This is a genomic window from Terrisporobacter hibernicus (assembly GCF_020809405.1).
Classification (GTDB): Bacteria; Bacillota; Clostridia; order Peptostreptococcales; family Peptostreptococcaceae; genus Terrisporobacter; species Terrisporobacter petrolearius.
Window position 1 is genome coordinate 3771823 of the sequence record NZ_CP081135.1, and the last position, 15998, is coordinate 3787820.

Annotated in this window: 20 protein-coding genes; all 20 read left to right on the plus strand. The window is 31.1% G+C overall.

Going from position 1 to position 15998, the window contains the following annotated elements:
* Nucleotides 1–44: 44 nt before the first annotated feature.
* A complete protein-coding gene (locus JW646_RS18445) occupies nucleotides 45–890 on the plus strand; it encodes a terminase small subunit (protein ID WP_228415945.1) in 846 nt (281 codons plus the stop codon).
* Nucleotides 874–2253 carry a PBSX family phage terminase large subunit gene (locus JW646_RS18450; protein WP_228415946.1) on the plus strand — a complete coding sequence of 460 codons (1380 nt, stop codon included), beginning with the start codon at nucleotides 874–876 and terminating at the stop codon, nucleotides 2251–2253. The genes JW646_RS18445 and JW646_RS18450 overlap by 17 nt, the downstream gene beginning before the upstream one ends.
* Before the next feature lie 11 nt (nucleotides 2254–2264).
* On the plus strand, nucleotides 2265–3836 hold the full coding sequence (locus tag JW646_RS18455) for a phage portal protein (RefSeq protein ID WP_228415947.1): 1572 nt from the start codon (nucleotides 2265–2267) through the stop codon (nucleotides 3834–3836).
* Entirely contained in the window at nucleotides 3829–4146 is a 318-nt protein-coding gene (locus tag JW646_RS18460; protein WP_228415948.1) for a hypothetical protein, read from the plus strand. Before JW646_RS18455 ends, JW646_RS18460 begins: the two co-directional genes overlap by 8 nt.
* Nucleotides 4131–4358, plus strand: coding sequence for a hypothetical protein (locus JW646_RS18465; protein WP_228415949.1), 228 nt, complete (start codon nucleotides 4131–4133; stop codon nucleotides 4356–4358). The genes JW646_RS18460 and JW646_RS18465 overlap by 16 nt, the downstream gene beginning before the upstream one ends.
* Nucleotides 4359–4368: 10 nt before the next feature.
* Nucleotides 4369–4746, plus strand: a complete 378-nt coding sequence (locus tag JW646_RS18470; protein ID WP_228415950.1) for a hypothetical protein — start codon at nucleotides 4369–4371, stop codon at nucleotides 4744–4746.
* Nucleotides 4747–4773: 27 nt separating this feature from the next.
* Complete coding sequence (locus JW646_RS20375) at nucleotides 4774–5031, plus strand: DUF3307 domain-containing protein (protein WP_228417405.1); 258 nt, start codon at nucleotides 4774–4776, stop codon at nucleotides 5029–5031.
* 43 nt (nucleotides 5032–5074) lie between these two features.
* Entirely contained in the window at nucleotides 5075–6031 is a 957-nt protein-coding gene (locus tag JW646_RS18480; RefSeq protein WP_228415951.1) for a phage minor head protein, read from the plus strand.
* A gap of 4 nt (nucleotides 6032–6035) precedes the next feature.
* Complete coding sequence (locus tag JW646_RS18485; RefSeq protein WP_228415952.1) at nucleotides 6036–6197, plus strand: hypothetical protein; 162 nt, start codon at nucleotides 6036–6038, stop codon at nucleotides 6195–6197.
* 136 nt (nucleotides 6198–6333) lie between these two features.
* Nucleotides 6334–6999 (plus strand): phage scaffolding protein, encoded by a 666-nt coding sequence (locus JW646_RS18490; RefSeq protein WP_228415953.1) that lies wholly within the window; start codon nucleotides 6334–6336, stop codon nucleotides 6997–6999.
* Between the two features lie 15 nt (nucleotides 7000–7014).
* Nucleotides 7015–7413, plus strand: a complete 399-nt coding sequence (locus JW646_RS18495) for a hypothetical protein (RefSeq protein WP_228415954.1) — start codon at nucleotides 7015–7017, stop codon at nucleotides 7411–7413.
* A gap of 17 nt (nucleotides 7414–7430) precedes the next feature.
* The gene (locus JW646_RS18500) at nucleotides 7431–8528 is read left to right on the plus strand and encodes a major capsid protein (RefSeq protein ID WP_228415955.1); all 1098 of its coding nucleotides are present in this window, start codon (nucleotides 7431–7433) and stop codon (nucleotides 8526–8528) included.
* A gap of 78 nt (nucleotides 8529–8606) precedes the next feature.
* The gene (locus JW646_RS18505; protein WP_228415956.1) at nucleotides 8607–8912 is read left to right on the plus strand and encodes a hypothetical protein; all 306 of its coding nucleotides are present in this window, start codon (nucleotides 8607–8609) and stop codon (nucleotides 8910–8912) included.
* Nucleotides 8902–9291, plus strand: a complete 390-nt coding sequence (locus tag JW646_RS18510; RefSeq protein WP_228415957.1) for a hypothetical protein — start codon at nucleotides 8902–8904, stop codon at nucleotides 9289–9291. The genes JW646_RS18505 and JW646_RS18510 overlap by 11 nt, the downstream gene beginning before the upstream one ends.
* Complete coding sequence (locus JW646_RS18515) at nucleotides 9284–9634, plus strand: hypothetical protein (RefSeq protein ID WP_228415958.1); 351 nt, start codon at nucleotides 9284–9286, stop codon at nucleotides 9632–9634. The genes JW646_RS18510 and JW646_RS18515 overlap by 8 nt, the downstream gene beginning before the upstream one ends.
* Before the next feature lie 48 nt (nucleotides 9635–9682).
* Entirely contained in the window at nucleotides 9683–9991 is a 309-nt protein-coding gene (locus tag JW646_RS18520; RefSeq protein ID WP_228415959.1) for a hypothetical protein, read from the plus strand.
* 15 nt (nucleotides 9992–10006) lie between these two features.
* Entirely contained in the window at nucleotides 10007–10582 is a 576-nt protein-coding gene (locus JW646_RS18525; RefSeq protein ID WP_228415960.1) for a hypothetical protein, read from the plus strand.
* Between the two features lie 16 nt (nucleotides 10583–10598).
* Nucleotides 10599–11000, plus strand: a complete 402-nt coding sequence (locus tag JW646_RS18530; protein WP_228415961.1) for a hypothetical protein — start codon at nucleotides 10599–10601, stop codon at nucleotides 10998–11000.
* A gap of 287 nt (nucleotides 11001–11287) precedes the next feature.
* A complete protein-coding gene (locus JW646_RS18535; RefSeq protein WP_228415962.1) occupies nucleotides 11288–13873 on the plus strand; it encodes a phage tail tape measure protein in 2586 nt (861 codons plus the stop codon).
* Nucleotides 13866–15986: a distal tail protein Dit gene (locus JW646_RS18540; protein WP_228415963.1), complete on the plus strand. Its 2121-nt coding sequence runs from the start codon at nucleotides 13866–13868 to the stop codon at nucleotides 15984–15986. The genes JW646_RS18535 and JW646_RS18540 overlap by 8 nt, the downstream gene beginning before the upstream one ends.
* Nucleotides 15987–15998: the final 12 nt, after the last annotated feature.

Here is a 15998-nt window from a genome sequence, read left to right on the forward strand (position 1 = left end):
AGTTCTTTTTTTATTCTTAAATACAAAGATAATGAGGTGGTGATATGGAAGATGTAAAAATTAATGCCAAAGAAGAATATCTAAAAGGAACTAAGCAAAAAGATATATGTACTAAATATAATATATCCATAAACACCTTAAAATCATGGATAAAGAGGTATAAATGGAGTGAAGAAAAAAGAAATAAGGGTGCACCTATAAATAAAAGAGGTGCACCTTTTAATATAGATAAAAAGAATGCAGAAAAACAGGCTGTAAATGATGAAGTTGAGTTAGTACTAGAAAATAATAAACTTACTGAAAAACAAAAGTTATTTTGCATTTATTATATAAGGTGTTTTAATGCTACAAAAGCTTATCAGAAGGCATACAAATGTAGTTATAATACAGCTAATGTTGAAGGATACAAAACCCTAGTAAAACCTAGTATAAAAGCTGAGATAAGCGAATTAAAGAAAAATAAGTTTAACAGAGCAATGTTAAGTGAAGATGATATATTTCAAAAATATATTGATATAGCCTTCGCTGATATTACTGACTACTTGGGATTTGGAAATAAAGAGGTTAAAGGAGAAAATGGACCTTATTTTGTAAGTTATGTAACCCTAGAAGATAGTGATAATATAGATGGAACATTAATAAATGAAATAAGCCAAGGCAAAGATGGAATTAAACTTAAACTTCAAGATAAAATGAAAGCCTTACAATGGTTATCAGACAGAATGGACTTATTACCTACTCATACTCAAGCTAAACTAGATTTAGAAATACTTAAATTAGAAGTTGAAATGAATAAGTTGGATAATACTCAAGAAGAAGTTGAAGAAGATGGATTTATAGAAGCTTTAGATGATACAACAAAAGAGGTATGGGATGATGAAGAAGATTGATGATCTAAAAAAGAAATGGTCAAAGATAAAAAATAATAAAACTCATACAGTTAAAAAAGCTACTATAAAATTTAAACCATTTTCTAAGAAGCAAAAGAAAGTTTTAACTTGGTGGAATGATAATAGTCCAGCCAAAGATAAAGATGGAATTATAGCAGATGGAGCTATAAGAAGTGGTAAAACCATATCTATGTCCTTATCTTATATTATATGGGCAATGTCTAAGTTTAATGGCCAGAATTTTGGTATGGCAGGTAAAACAATAGGTTCATTTAGACGTAATGTTTTATTCTGGCTTAAATTAATGTTAAAAGCGAGGAACTACCAAATACAAGATAAAAGAGCAGATAATTTATTAGTAGTTAGTAAAGGAAACATTACTAACTATTTTTATATATTTGGTGGTAAAGATGAAAGGTCGCAAGACTTAATTCAAGGTATAACCTTAGCAGGAATGTTCTTTGATGAAGTTGCATTAATGCCGGAAAGTTTCGTTAATCAAGCTACTGGCCGTTGTTCAGTCGAAGGCAGTAAATGGTGGTTTAACTGTAACCCTGGAGCACCTTTTCATTGGTTTAAAAAGAACTGGATAGATAAAGTAAAGGAAAAAAATCTATTATACTTGCATTTTACAATGGATGATAATCTATCCTTATCTGAAAAGATTAAAAATAGATATAAGAGTATGTATGCAGGTGTATTCTATTTAAGATATATACTTGGGCAATGGGCAGTAGCAGATGGAGCAGTATATCCAATGTTTAATCCAGAGGTTCATGCAGTTGAAATAAAAAGAAACTGGACAAGAATATTTATAGCAGGTGACTTCGGTATTCAAAATGCTACTACTTTTGGTATATTTGGATATTATGCGCCGGAAAAAAGATATCATCAAATAGCTTCATACTACCATAATGGTAGAGAAGAAGGACAAAAGACAGTAAAAGAATATGTAGCAGATTTGAAAAACTTTATTCGAGAGAATATGGTAATGCCAGAATACATTACTATTGACCCTAGTGCAGCAGCTTTAATTGTAGAACTAAGAAAAGATACATGGTTTAGTAGACATAATATAAGAATAATACCAGCTAAAAATAATGTTGAGATAGGAATACAGTTGGTATCTTATTTGCTTAATATAAATAAGTTAACACTAGACCCAAACTGTACTTATGATATAGAAGAGTTTAGTTCATATGTGTGGGATAGCGATAAGTTAGATAAAGGAAAAGAAGAAGTTGTAAAACTTAATGACCATGCTATGGATAAAATTAGGTATGCAATTATGACAGATTCAAAAATACATAGAACTTTAGATAGAGCATTAAAATTATTTAGTGGCAAGGGTACAAGAGAATAGGAGGTGAGAGAGTGGATATATATAAACAAATAGATAAATCATTGCTTGGTTTATACAGTACAGACCCAAGATTCATTAAAGAGTTACAAGAAGTAAAACAATATTATGAGTTTTATGAAGGGCGACCAGAATCAAGTGAAGATGACGAAGAAGATTGCCGAGGACAATTATGGAGAGTTAAAACAGATGACTATAAGCCTACACGTGAGGTAAGAAATATTACTAAGAAGCTAATGAAAAAGCAAAAAAGGTTCATGACTTCAGTTAAACCTGACTTCCTAATAAAATCATTAGATGGAACGGAAGTTGGAAGGGTTGATAATAAAAAAGCTATAATAAATAAAATATTAAATGACGGCAAGTTTTGGAATAAGTTTTCCAAAGCTTTTTTAGATTGTACTATTGGCAAGAGGGTAATGCTTACATTGACTACTGATGTAGATGATAAAGGAAAACCGCTGGCTGATAAACCTATCAAATTTAGGTTTTATACAATGCCGGAATTTACTTATGAATATGATCCAAATGATGCAGAAAAATTAATTAAAGTACAAATAGCTTATCAAGATGAAAGTACAGTAGGAAAAATTCAACAAGAACAAAGATGGCACAAATGGATATATGAAATTAGAGATAATGGCAACTGCTGGGCAATATATCAGATAGTAGACGGAGTAGATACTCAAGCTTTTGTGGAAATTGAAGATGAAGAAACTGGTGAGAATGTTAAAAAAGAATTAAGAGAAGAATGGGATACTGGATTATCACAGTTACCATGTAAAGTTATATTTAATGATGGGCTTACAGGAGATATAAGAGGTCATAGTGATATAAAAGATTTAATAGATATGGCCATGGATTATAACAGGACACAATCGGACTATAGGGATGCACTTAAGTTTAAAATGTTTGAACAAGATGTTTTTACTAACGCAGATCCAAACAGTATTGATAACATAAAAATAGCGCCAGGATCAATAATTGATTTAAAAGGTGACCCAGCTTTAGGTTCAACAGATGGAAGTGCTCCTACTCCTGGATATGGTAAATTAGCTTCTGCATTTAATTTTCAAGTAGCAGCAGACAGTTATTTGACAGGACTTAAGAAGGATATGTATGAACTTATGGACCAACCATTACCAGAATCACTTGTTAATGTTGCAAGTGGTAAAGCACTTAGAATGTTGAATGATGATTTAATAGGTAGATGCGAAGAAAAGTGGCAGGAATGGGATGAAGCTGTACGCTGGTTAATAGACTTGATAATTGAAGTAGTAAACAAAGGGAATCTTTATAGAGATGTACAAGGCATTGAAGATTTAAATATTAATACTTCCTTAGAATTTTCACATAACTATCCTATTCCAGATGATGAGATACAAACAAAAGAGTTAGCTATGAAAGAAGTTGAAGCTAATGTACGTTCACATCAATCTTATATTAGAGACTTTGGAGATGCACAAGAAGCAGATAAAGAGTTTGAAGAGTTACTTGGTGAAATGGATAAAATTAATATGACTCAAAATAGCATGAGTGGTTTAAGTGATACTATTGATGAAAATGGAGATGAAACAGATGAGTAAAACAATTTGTGATAAATGTGGAAGAAAATTCACAATAAAACTTCACACAAAAGAAAAAGGAAACTTACAAATCACTTATTTTAAATGTCCTAAATGCTATGAGGAGTACATAGTAACTGTTACAGATGAAGAACTTAGAAAGAATATGAAAGAAGCAGCTTCTTTAAGATATAAAATGCTACTTGATTGTAACGATAAAGAAATTATTAGAGATTATCATGTACTTAAAAATAAGAACTGCATAAGAGAGCAAGAACTTAAAAAAGAGTATTTAGGAGGAATATCAAAGAAGATATGTACGAAGAATTGATTTCATATACAGATAGAATTGTGAGAGAGCTTGCGAAACAATTAAAACCAATTGGTGATATTATGTCTGAGTTAGAATCTATAATAAAATCATTGTATACAAGCAAAAGCAAATATTTAGAGAATTATAAATATCACAACCGCATTAAGAAATTCAAATCTCAAGTGACAGGTAATAAATTAACTTATGTTAGATGTAGAAATAATTTATAGAGGTGATTAAATGGATAGAGATAAAGTAAAGGTTATTAAATATGAAAAAGGATATGATTTATATATTAATGATATAGAAATGAAGCATGTGGGAGATTTCAAAATAGATGAATTTGGGATTTATTCAGATATAACTATTAAACTGTGTGCTGTAGATCTAGAAATTGAAAACGAGAAGACAATAGATATTAGTGCTAAGAGTGGGGGAAAAATAGAATTAAAGATAGATAGAGAAACAGTTGCAAAAGAAATAATAAACTTTGGTAAAGGGAGTGCAAGACCTAAATGTTTTGGCGGATATAATACTTTTTTATGTTGTTCACATCTAGATGGCAAATGTAGCTTTGCAAGAGAATGTGAAAAATCAAAATGTAAAAGGAGTGAATAAATGATATACAAAATAATAATTCTAGTAATGTGTCACCTTATTGGCGATTATGTATTACAGAATGACTTTATAGCTAGTACTAAAGGTAGTAACAGATACCATATGCTAGTACATTCGATTTTATATTGTATTCCATTTTCTGTAGTATTCGGAATAGATATTAGATTATTAATTATGTTTATAGGTCATTTTATAATAGATACCTCAAAGGCAAGATATAACTATATAAATTACACTCAAGACCAAATATATCATTATTTATATTTGATTATATACTTAATTTAAAGTCCTTATAGGGCTTATTTTAATGCAATAAATAGGTGATAACATGAGCAAATACATAGATGATCTAAATAAATATCTAAAGCAAAATAAAATAAAACTTAATAATAAAGAGCAACAAGAAATACTTAGAGTATATAATAAAGCTTTTGATAGCATGTTAAAGCAATATAAAAATAATCTACATAAAAAAAATGCTACTCAAATAGCAAGAACAGCATACTGTAAGCAACTTCATAGAGAAATTTTATCAGTGATAAAAGAATATAACATAAAAGTAACTGATGATATTATAAATGTCCAAGTTAATGCATTAATGCAAGGTGTAGATTATTACAAAGATACAGAGCTATATAAAAATGTTATGAAACAGGCTAATATAGTTAACAGGCAAGTAGTAGAACAAATGATAAAAGGATCTATATATAAAGATGGTCAAGGATTAAGCAAAAGACTTTGGAAAGATGTAAATGCAAGTGGAGATAAGATAGAAATGGCTATAACAAGTCTTATTGCAGAAGGTAAAGGAGCAACAGAAATAGCTAAAAACCTTACTCAATTCGCTAAAAGTGGCCATAGGACTTGGGATAAAGCCAAGATAAAAGAAAAACTAGGAAGTGCTTATGCTGGTAGATATGGAGCAGGTGGAATAGACTATGAAGCTTTAAGACTTGCTAGAACTACACTTAATCATCAAGCACAGTTAACTCAAAAGAATGCTAATAAAGTTAATCCCTATGCACAGAAATTAAAATGGCATAGTGCTCATGCAGCAAATAGAAGTTGTAAGGAGTGTATAGAAAGAGAAGGCAAAATATACGATGTTGATAAATGTCCTTTCGACCATCCTAATGGAATGTGCCATCTTGAAAATGTCTTTTGCATTAATGGTAAAGAGGTAACTAATGTTCAAATGGCAGATGACATAGGCAAATGGATTAGAGGAGAAGAAAATAGTGGAACTATGGATATATTATATAGTGATGTGTCGAAAGGAGAATGAATAGATGGAAGAAAAAAACTTTAGACACAAAAGAGTAATGCAAGATTACGGAGTGTGTGAACATTGCATATATGAAAATGATTTAGATTGTTATTATAAATCATGTGAAGAAGGGATAGAAAAATACGTAAAAGCTTTGCAAGAAATAAATAAAGATAAAAGTTAATCAAAGACCTCATAGGTCTTATTTTTATGTAATAAATCATCTTTCTATCTATATCGCAGATGTAAAAGAATGAATTAGATAACTATATTCAAGAAGTAAACTTGTAAAAAACGTAAATGTAGGAGGATTAAAATATATGAAATTAATAGACATACTAAAAGCTCAAGGATTAACTGATGAGCAGATAAGTAAAATAACAGCTTCAATGAAAGAAAATAAGGTATATGAGACATCTTTAGAAAATGCTGATGAAAGATATTCTAAGATGAAGGGTAAAAAAGAGGATTTTGAAGGACAACTCAAAACAGCAAATGATACTATAGCAGATTTGAAGAAAAACAACACTGACAATGAAACTCTTCAAAAGGCTATAAAAGACCATGAAGCTACCATAGAAAATCTTAAAAAAGAAGCTGAAACAAAAGACTTCAACTATGCTTTAGATACTGCATTAAAAGAATCTAAATGCAAAAATACAAAAGCTTTAAAAGCACTTCTTAATATGGAAGTTATAAAAGTTAACGGAGATAAAGTTGAAGGCTTAGAGGACCAATTAAAAACTTTAAAAGAAAGCGATAGTTACTTATTTGATGTTGTGGAAGAACAAAATAATGGTAATCAAGGAGGATTAGCAGGATTATTTACAGGAAACCCTGGAAAGCCTTCTAATCTTAATTTATTTGGTTCTAAAACAACACACGAAGGCGACTTCGGAAAAGCATTAGCGCAACAAGGTCAGCCACAAGCAAGTGATGGACAAGAGGTAATAGACAGTGATTACTTCTTTAAAAATAATAAATAGGAGAGTGAATTAATAATGCCAAAAATAAAAACTAAGAAAATATTAGCACCTAAAAAAACTTTTTTAGCTATACCAGATCATTATGTAAATTTAACTGGGTTATTAGCTTTCGCAGAGTTAGCAAAGTTGAAAACTACAGATGATGCAGGAAATAATGTAATAGAAGCTGGTACTGTAGTAAATATGACTGCTGATGGGACAGTTACAAAGCCGACTTATACATCATCTAATACATCAGGAACAAAGGGTAATGCAGTTATATTCAATGAAATAAATGTTGATGATTATACATCTGGAACTGATGATAAAATAACTGCAACTGTTATGGTACATGGTTTTGTAAGAGCTGATAGATTAACTGGATACGAAGCTGATACTTTTACAAATCAAAATATATATGTTTTAAGTAAATAATAAAGGAGATGATATAAATGGCAAATATAAATTTATTTGATTATATAAATGCAAAAGAAATAGGAGCTTATGTAACAGATAAGCCAGAAAATAAAATACCGTATTTCGGTGAAACATTATTCCCTGCTGAAAAACAATTGGGAATAGATGCATCTTGGTTAAAAGGTTCTAATGGCTTACCAATAGCAATACAACCTTCTAATTATGATGCAAAAGCAAGATTAAGAGAAAAAGAAGGATTTGACAGTGTATCAATTGAGATGGCATTCTTTAGAGAAGCTATAAGAATAGGGGAAAAAGATAGACAACAAATGAATTTACTATTATCTAGTCCTCAATCAGCTGTAGCACTACCTCTAATAAGAAAAATATTCGATGAAGCAGGAAGATTAGTAGAAGGTGTAAGAGTTCAAGCTGAAATAATGAGAATGCAATTACTTACTGCAGGTAAAATAAATGTTACATCAGCAGATGGTAGAGCGAAATACATATATGATTACAACCAAGTAAATAAGTTTAAATGCAGAAATGGAGCCGGAGCTTGGGGTACAGATACAGCAGACCCAGTTAAGGATATAATTGCATGGTGTGACGAAATGGAATTACAAAGAGGAACAAGACCTGCAAGAGTAGTGTTGAACAGAAATACATTCTTAAAAATGTATGGTTCAAAATTGTTACACTTAATGATGTACCCAAATGATACTAAGTTGAACTACTTTGTATCAGAAGAACAAGTAAAGGCATTTGTTGAATCTGTAACTGGATGTTCTATATTTGTATATTCTAAGAAAGTTGCTAATTTAAACCACACTACAGGTTTAGCAGATTCAACACCAGTATCTTTAATTCCAGATAACACAGTATGCTTAATGCCTGGTGGCGCTTTAGGTAAAACTAGATTTGGTACAACTCCAGAAGAATCAGACCTTATGACTGGTTCGGATGCTCAAGTATCAATAGTAAATACTGGTACTGCTATAATGACTTACAAAGAAAAACATCCTGTGCAAGTTAACACTATAGTATCATCTGTTATGATACCTTCTTTTGAAGCAATAGATGATTGTGCAATATGTGATGTTTCTTCTGTATCATCAAGTGATATAAAATAAGCTCATTTATATTCCTTTATATAGTCCCTAGATTAGGATTTTTCCTTTCTAGGGATATTTTAATGCAAGGAGGAATTTATGTTAAATGTTGAAAAAGTAAAAGTATTATTACTAGAAGAAAAGTATCCGTATTTTTCAGATGAACAGTTAGAATCACTATGCAATATGTACGATGATATAAATGAATTATGTTATATAGCATGTAAAATGAAAGCAGATGCTCAAGATATAACAATAGGACCGATAACAATAAAGAACAACTCTAACATGTGGAATAACCTAGCTGATGCTTTTTATAAAAAGTGGATAACTAGTACATCTTCAAATTCAAATACATCAAAATCCTTAACAGGAAAATGCGTAGGTAGATCAGATGAGTATTAATGTAAATTTAATAAAGATACAAGTTGATAATGCTATAAAAAATTATGGTACTGATATAAAGATACTTAGAGATATATATGAAGAAGATGAAAATGAATGCGAAGTTTTAAAAGAAAGTATGAAATATATAAGTACAATAAAAGGTATTATAGACAATTCTAGTAATAATAAAGATAACAAAATAAATGATAGGCAAGGGGTTATAAAGCTTGATATTAAGCCATCATTGTATATACCATATGAAAGTAATTCAATTTTGCAAGAAAATGATTATATAGAAATAGATGGAGTTTATTATAGAGTTGAAATCTTAAAAGATTTAGTTCACTATAACTTACTTTATGAAATACCTTTAGAAAGGGTTGAATTAAATGAGTGATTTTACTTTAGATGGAAGTGAATTAATTAATAATCTGAAAAATATGAATCAAAGAGTTCAAACTGGGTTAAATGTGATTGGTGATACTACATCGCAAAAAATGAAAACTTACGCTCAAACTAATCATCCATGGACTGATAGAAGTCATAGTGCAACAGATGAAATTACAACAGAAGTGAAATGGGAAGGCACTGCATTGGATATTAGTATAACTCATGGAGTAGATTATGGTATATGGCTAGAGACAAGAGAAGCTTTTGATGGTAAATATCAAATATTAGAAGAAGCTAGAGATAGTCAAATAGAAGAATTTAAAAATATGATAAAAGCATTGAAACTATAGGACGGTGATAAAGTGAGCCGTATTAAAATAAAAAGAATACTTGAGACCGTGTGTAAAACTGATGTAACTCAAAAATTAAAAAGTAAAATTAATCAAGACACGTTGTCTATCCAGAAAAGAGGTAATTTATCTAGTTTAGACAATAGTTTAGCGGGTTGGGATAACTGGATTATATATGTATATTCACCTAATGGGCCAGTAAAACTTGATGAATTAATTAAGAGGGTTAGGGAAGCGTTACTAAAAAATGATATAGAGGTTACACATGAACTAGGTCAAGAACACTATGATGAAACTTTATGTTGTTATTTTACAACTATTTCATGTAGAACGCCTAGTATTTACGATTATTATTAAAAAGGAGATGATACTGTGGCTATTTTAAATAGAATAAAAAGAGTTGATATAACTGAATTAGATCCAACAACAGGGGAAGTTAAAGCTGAAACTCCAATAAAGAAAACAATAAAAACTGCAGAAGAAGCTGAATTAAAAGCATTAATATCAGAGGGTGAAGAAGAAATATTAAGAAGCGACGAAATGATTTTAGCTGTTATAAGAACACCAGATTTACTTTATGGGTACGATATAACATTTAAGGACAATGTATTTGATGAAACAGTAGCAGGCTTAGTGGCAGGATATAAAGTTACTAAAACAGGCTCAAGTGGTTCTGAAAAAACAACATTATCTACGCCAATGATGTCAGAAGGAAATATAGGTAAGCCATTTAAAATGGATTTATATGTGGCTAATTATTCTGGAGATTCAATAGTTAACTATGTAAAAATAACATTAAATAAATGCGAAGGAAAGTTTCCAGATATGAAAATAGGAAAAGAATTTTTTGCTCCTGAATTCAATATAAAAGCTAGAGAAAATACAAAAGCTAATTTACCTATACAATCAATTGATTATGTTGATGTATTGCCAGAAGTATTAGCTTAAATTAGGAGGAATATAAATGAGTGTAATAAACGCAGAACAATTTAAAAGCAAAGCTACTAGGGTAGTTGAAATAAGTGGTTTTGAAGAAAATGAAAAAATAGAAGTTAGAATTAAATCAATGAGTTTGCTTACTATGATGAACAACGGGAAAATACCTAATGAACTTTTAGGAGTCGTTCAAAAATTATTTAATGAAGGAGCAAATTCTAAGAAAAAGAAAATATCTGAAAAAGATATATTATCTCAAAGTGATGATATTAAGAGCATAACTATGCTTATGGATGTAGCTTGCAAGGAAGTTTTAGTAGAACCAAAATTTGAAGAGATAGAAGACTACTTAACTGATGTTCAGAAAACAGAAATATTCAATGCAGCACAGGGGCCAGTGAAACAAGTTATACCCTCTGTTCCAAAGTAGAGAAATATTAGATATTATTTCTACTGCTAAATTATGTAATTGCAGACCAAGTGATTTACTTGGGATAGATCAAGAAGAAACTTATGCAAAATATTGTATAGATGAAGCTTGCACATATATTTACAATATGATGCAACCAGATAAAGATGGAAAATGTAAAGAGCCTAGATTTGAAGAAGATGAAAATGCATCTGATAATCCAGGATTAGATATGATTTTAGGTTTTGGATAAGGTTATAGATTAACGTCTATAGCCTTTTTATTTTGTAAAGAAAGGAGGAACATATATGGCAGCAGATATAGGAAGCATTGTAGCTCACTTAAGGTTGGAAATGGGAGAGTTTACTAATAACTTAAATGTAGCACAACAACAAGTAGCAAGTACTGCTGATAGCTTTAATGGTATAACATCGGCTGGGAAGGCATTGCAAGGTGTAGGTGCTGGGTTAACCGCAGGTATTACAGTTCCAGTTATGGCACTTGGAAAACAAGCTATTGAACTTGGCTCCAATTTTTCATCTGCAATGTCAAAAGTTAAAGGATTAAGTGGAGCTACAGAGGAAGAATTTAAACAACTTTCGGAAACGGCAAGAGAGATGGGAGCATCTACTATATACTCTGCAACAGATGCAGCAGATGCACTCGGTTACATGGCACTAGCAGGATGGGATGCTAATCAAAGTATGAGTGCATTACCTGGAGTATTAAATTTAGCAGCTGCAAGTGGCATGGATCTTGCGCAGGCAAGTGATATGGTAACGGATTATTTAAGTGCATTCGGAGAAAGTGCAGACCAAGCAGGAAGAATGGCAGATGTTTTAGCTTATGCTCAAGGTAATTCGAACACATCAACAGAGCAATTAGGTGATGCATTTAAGAACTGTGCTGCAAATGCCAACGCTTTTGGGTTAGATATAGAACAAACAACTGCATTATTAGGAAAACTTTCAGATCAAGGACTTAAAGGAAGTGAAGCAGGAACAGCTCTTACAGCCACATTCAGAGATATAACTCAAAAAATGAAAAATGGAGCTATTCAAATAGGTGATACTTCTATTAAAGTTCAAGATGCAAATGGTAATTTTAGAAGCATGACTGATATATTAGCAGATGTAGCTAGTGCTACAAATGGCATGGGGGATGCGCAAAAGAGTGCGGCGCTTATGGGTACATTTACATCGGATAGTATTAAAGCATTAAATATTTTATTACAAAGCGGTAGTGGAAATATTAAAGAATTCGAAGATGCTCTTAGGAATTGCGATGGAACAGCGGAAGAAATGGCTGATACAATGAACGACAATTTAAAAGGTGATATAGCGGAATTAGAATCTGCTTTTGAAGAGGCATGCTTAACAATTTATGATAAATTAGAGCCAGCTTTGAGATTAATAGTTCAAGCAGTAACTAATCTTGTGAATTGGTTTTCAAAATTACCGGCCCCTGTATTGGGTTTTATAATGGCATTAGCTGGAGTACTTGCAGTAGTTGGACCTATTTTATTAATTATAGGTACTTTTATGAGTAAAATAGTAGCGATTAGAGAAGGTATAGCAATGCTAAAGGCATTAAATATAGTAGGAACTTTAATAGCTCCTATTAAAACTGGTTTATTAATGCTTAAAACATTGATATTGGATAGTTTGATACCTGCTTTGTCTAGTTTATGGGCATTCTTATTAGCTAATCCTATAGTTTTAGTAGTAGCTGCAATAGCTGCTTTAGTTGCAGGGTTTATATATTTATGGAATAACTGTGAAGGCTTCAGAGAATTTTGGATAAATCTATGGGAGACTATCAAAACAGCTTGCATAAATGCTTGGAATAGTGTAGTTACGTTTTTTACCGTATCAATGCCAGAATGGTTCAATAGTGTAATTCAGTGGTTTCAGCAATTACCAGGACAGATATGGTATTGGTTAGTATTTTGTGTCACATATGCAATACTATGGGTGGCACAAATGAAGCAGAAAGCATTCGAAGCGGGTGCTCAATTTATTCATAGTGTAATTGAATGGTTCAAAACACTACCTGAAAGAATATGGCGCTGGCTATTAATGACAGTTAATAATGCTATTGCATGGAAAAATAGTATGGTAGCTAAAGCTAGGGAAGCAGGTAAAGCATTTATAGACGGTGCTATTAACTGGTTTAAAGCACTTCCAGGACGTATATGGCAATGGTTAGTAAACACGGTTAATAAAGTACTACAGTGGAAACGTGATATGGAACAGAAAGCTAAAGATACTGCTAAAAGTTTTGTAGATAAAGTTAAGGATGGTATTAAAAACCTACCTAGCAATATGTTGCAAATAGGCAAAAGCATTTGTAAAGGTTTAGCTGACGGTATATGGGGAGGAATTAAATGGGTAACTGATGCTGCTAAAGGTATTGCAAAACAAGCGGAAAAGGATGCAAGAGCTGCTCTAAAAATAAATTCACCTTCAAAAGTATTTAGAGACAGAATAGGTAAGTCAATACCAGAAGGTATGGCTATAGGTATAGAAACAAATGCAGATAGCGTATATAAGACATTAAGAAACTTATCAAATAACTTATCAAGTAATATAAATGTAAGTGGGTTAATGGATTCTATAAATATAAGAACAAGTGACATTAATGTTAATAGTAAAAATTCAAATGCAGGACTAGTAACTGAAATAAAAGGATTAATTGAAGCAGTTAAGTCTAACTCCACAATAGACTATGACAAAATGGCTAGAGGGTTTGAGAAAGCCGTAAACAAGATAGACAATACAATAGTGATGGATAAAACTGTCGTTGGTAAAATGACAGCTAAAACAGTAAATGAAGAAAATAAAATAGCAAACAAACAAAAATCAAGATTTAGAGGGGAAGTAGATTATGTATAATTATTTTGAATTTAATGACAATGTTATAAATGATATAGCAATTGTTTACGAGATAGATAAGCCATCATTGTCTAAAAAACAAATTGATACAATTAATATCCCTTCTAGACATGGAGAAATATTCAATGGTTGCTCTTATGATCCCATAGAAGTAAAAATATCTATGCTTATACAAGGTGATAATGAAGCTGATTATCAAGATAGATTAAAAACATTACATGAAATTTTTAAAACAACAAAAGAAGTAAAGGTTGCTTTTAGTGAAGACAAGTTTTTATTTGGAATAGTATCAGATGAATTCAGGCCAGTAAATAAAACAAAGCTATCATCGCATGCAACAATAAAAATTATTTGTCATATTCCTTATTGCTATTCAAATGACCTAAAGCTTTTTAATACGGAAGATAATAATAAAACAATTGTAGTTACAAATGAAGGCGGAGAACCTGCAATACCATTTATTAGTATTGGTTTTTCGAAAGATACTCATTATGTTCAATTGGAAAATACGGAAACTGGACAAAGGATATTAGTTGGAGCTTATCCAAGTTTAAGTCTAATATCCGTTAAAAAACAATCGTTAATACTTCATGATGATTGCACTACTTTAAGTTATTGGTCACAAAGTGGATCAAGTATAGACAGCGATAGAAGTTCCAATGGTACATTCGGAATAACTGATAGTGGCAATGCGATATGTTTAGCAACCATGGGAGATGGAAGTACTTCTTGGAAGGGTGCATGTATGAAAACAAAAAATTTAAGTGAAGAACTTGATGAATTTTCAGTACAAGCATATTTTAGGCATAATTCAACTGGGAAAAACGGTGACCCAACAATATTAGATATTAAATCTGATACTTCAACCGGAGAAGTAGATGAAAAAACTGTTTATTATGAAGTTAAAGTAGCAAGCTTAAATGTAAGGACTGGTCCAGGGACAAAACATAAAAAAATCGGTGCATTAAAAAGAGGTCACAAGATAACAAGTTATACATTAGAAAAAGGCTGGATAAAGTTTAAGTATACTTCTAGTAAAACTGGTTATGTGTGCGATGATCACTGCAAAAAAGTAACTAAAACAAGTCAAGTATCAGTAAAAATACAAAATATGGTAGTTGTATCAAGTGGAAAAGGCAATGTAAATCTTAGAGCAACACCACACTATTCTGGGAAATTGGTAACAACAATAAGAACAGGAGAAGCAGTAAGGGTAATTAAATACAAACATACTGATAAAGATAAAGATGGAAATGTAAGGTATTATTATAAATTAGCAAAAAAATATAAAGGTAAATATGCAGGATATATATGTACTGGAAATCTTAAAAGTGCAAGCGCAGTCAGTGTGGATTATGATTATAGCAGTGATGCAAACATTGCTGATGATAAAACAGGTGTAATTTCCTTATATTTATTTGATATTAATGGATCCAGATTAGCAAAAATAGAATTTATCGATGAGCAAAAGTATTTTGAATATACTAAACCTTTGGTTCGAATAGGTAGCAGAACCGTATTGCAAGACACAACAAAAGTACCTAAACCTAAATCAAGTATAGTCGATGATAACGGAACATTAAAAACAACTAATTATTTAAGTGGTCAATTAGGAGACTGGAATGAATTTTATGGAAAAGTTACCTTAAAAAGATACAAAGAAAATAATAAATATGTTTGGGATGTTGTAGTTCAAAAGATTGTTGATGGTGTAGTGAAAAAGACTATGGCAACTCATAATATAAAATATACGGATTTACCTATTAATAAGCTAGCTTATGCGGTACTATACATAGGAACTAATGCAGCATCTATGGCAAAATCATGTGCTATGTCTTTAACTGATTTAAAAATATACAATCTCAATCCAAGTGGCGGAACAGAGGTAGTTGAAAATAATAAAATATATTTTCAAGAAGGAGATATATTAGATATAGATTTTAATACAAGATCTGCTTATCTTAATCATGATGAATGTAATGATATCGTTGATATAGGAAGCAGATTTTTTAATGTAGGAACTGGTGATACAGAAATAAAATTCAATTCGGATGACACCGAATTGAATGCAGATATAACATTTAGAGAAAATTGGTCTGGAATAGTAGATTAGTTGATTGGAGGA

Bases quoted from the DNA above. Each gene is read 5' to 3' on its own strand.
- JW646_RS18445 (WP_228415945.1), top strand. From the start codon at position 45: ATGGAAGATGTAAAAATTAATGCCAAAGAAGAATATCTAAAAGGAACT.
- JW646_RS18450 (WP_228415946.1), top strand. From the start codon at position 874: ATGATGAAGAAGATTGATGATCTAAAAAAGAAATGGTCAAAGATAAAA.
- JW646_RS18460 (WP_228415948.1), top strand. From the start codon at position 3,829: ATGAGTAAAACAATTTGTGATAAATGTGGAAGAAAATTCACAATAAAA.
- JW646_RS18465 (WP_228415949.1), top strand. From the start codon at position 4,131: ATGTACGAAGAATTGATTTCATATACAGATAGAATTGTGAGAGAGCTT.
- JW646_RS18470 (WP_228415950.1), top strand. From the start codon at position 4,369: ATGGATAGAGATAAAGTAAAGGTTATTAAATATGAAAAAGGATATGAT.
- JW646_RS20375 (WP_228417405.1), top strand. From the start codon at position 4,774: ATGTGTCACCTTATTGGCGATTATGTATTACAGAATGACTTTATAGCT.
- JW646_RS18480 (WP_228415951.1), top strand. From the start codon at position 5,075: ATGAGCAAATACATAGATGATCTAAATAAATATCTAAAGCAAAATAAA.
- JW646_RS18485 (WP_228415952.1), top strand. From the start codon at position 6,036: ATGGAAGAAAAAAACTTTAGACACAAAAGAGTAATGCAAGATTACGGA.
- JW646_RS18490 (WP_228415953.1), top strand. From the start codon at position 6,334: ATGAAATTAATAGACATACTAAAAGCTCAAGGATTAACTGATGAGCAG.
- JW646_RS18495 (WP_228415954.1), top strand. From the start codon at position 7,015: ATGCCAAAAATAAAAACTAAGAAAATATTAGCACCTAAAAAAACTTTT.
- JW646_RS18500 (WP_228415955.1), top strand. From the start codon at position 7,431: ATGGCAAATATAAATTTATTTGATTATATAAATGCAAAAGAAATAGGA.
- JW646_RS18505 (WP_228415956.1), top strand. From the start codon at position 8,607: ATGTTAAATGTTGAAAAAGTAAAAGTATTATTACTAGAAGAAAAGTAT.
- JW646_RS18510 (WP_228415957.1), top strand. From the start codon at position 8,902: ATGAGTATTAATGTAAATTTAATAAAGATACAAGTTGATAATGCTATA.
- JW646_RS18515 (WP_228415958.1), top strand. From the start codon at position 9,284: ATGAGTGATTTTACTTTAGATGGAAGTGAATTAATTAATAATCTGAAA.
- JW646_RS18530 (WP_228415961.1), top strand. From the start codon at position 10,599: ATGAGTGTAATAAACGCAGAACAATTTAAAAGCAAAGCTACTAGGGTA.
- JW646_RS18535 (WP_228415962.1), top strand. From the start codon at position 11,288: ATGGCAGCAGATATAGGAAGCATTGTAGCTCACTTAAGGTTGGAAATG.
- JW646_RS18540 (WP_228415963.1), top strand. From the start codon at position 13,866: ATGTATAATTATTTTGAATTTAATGACAATGTTATAAATGATATAGCA.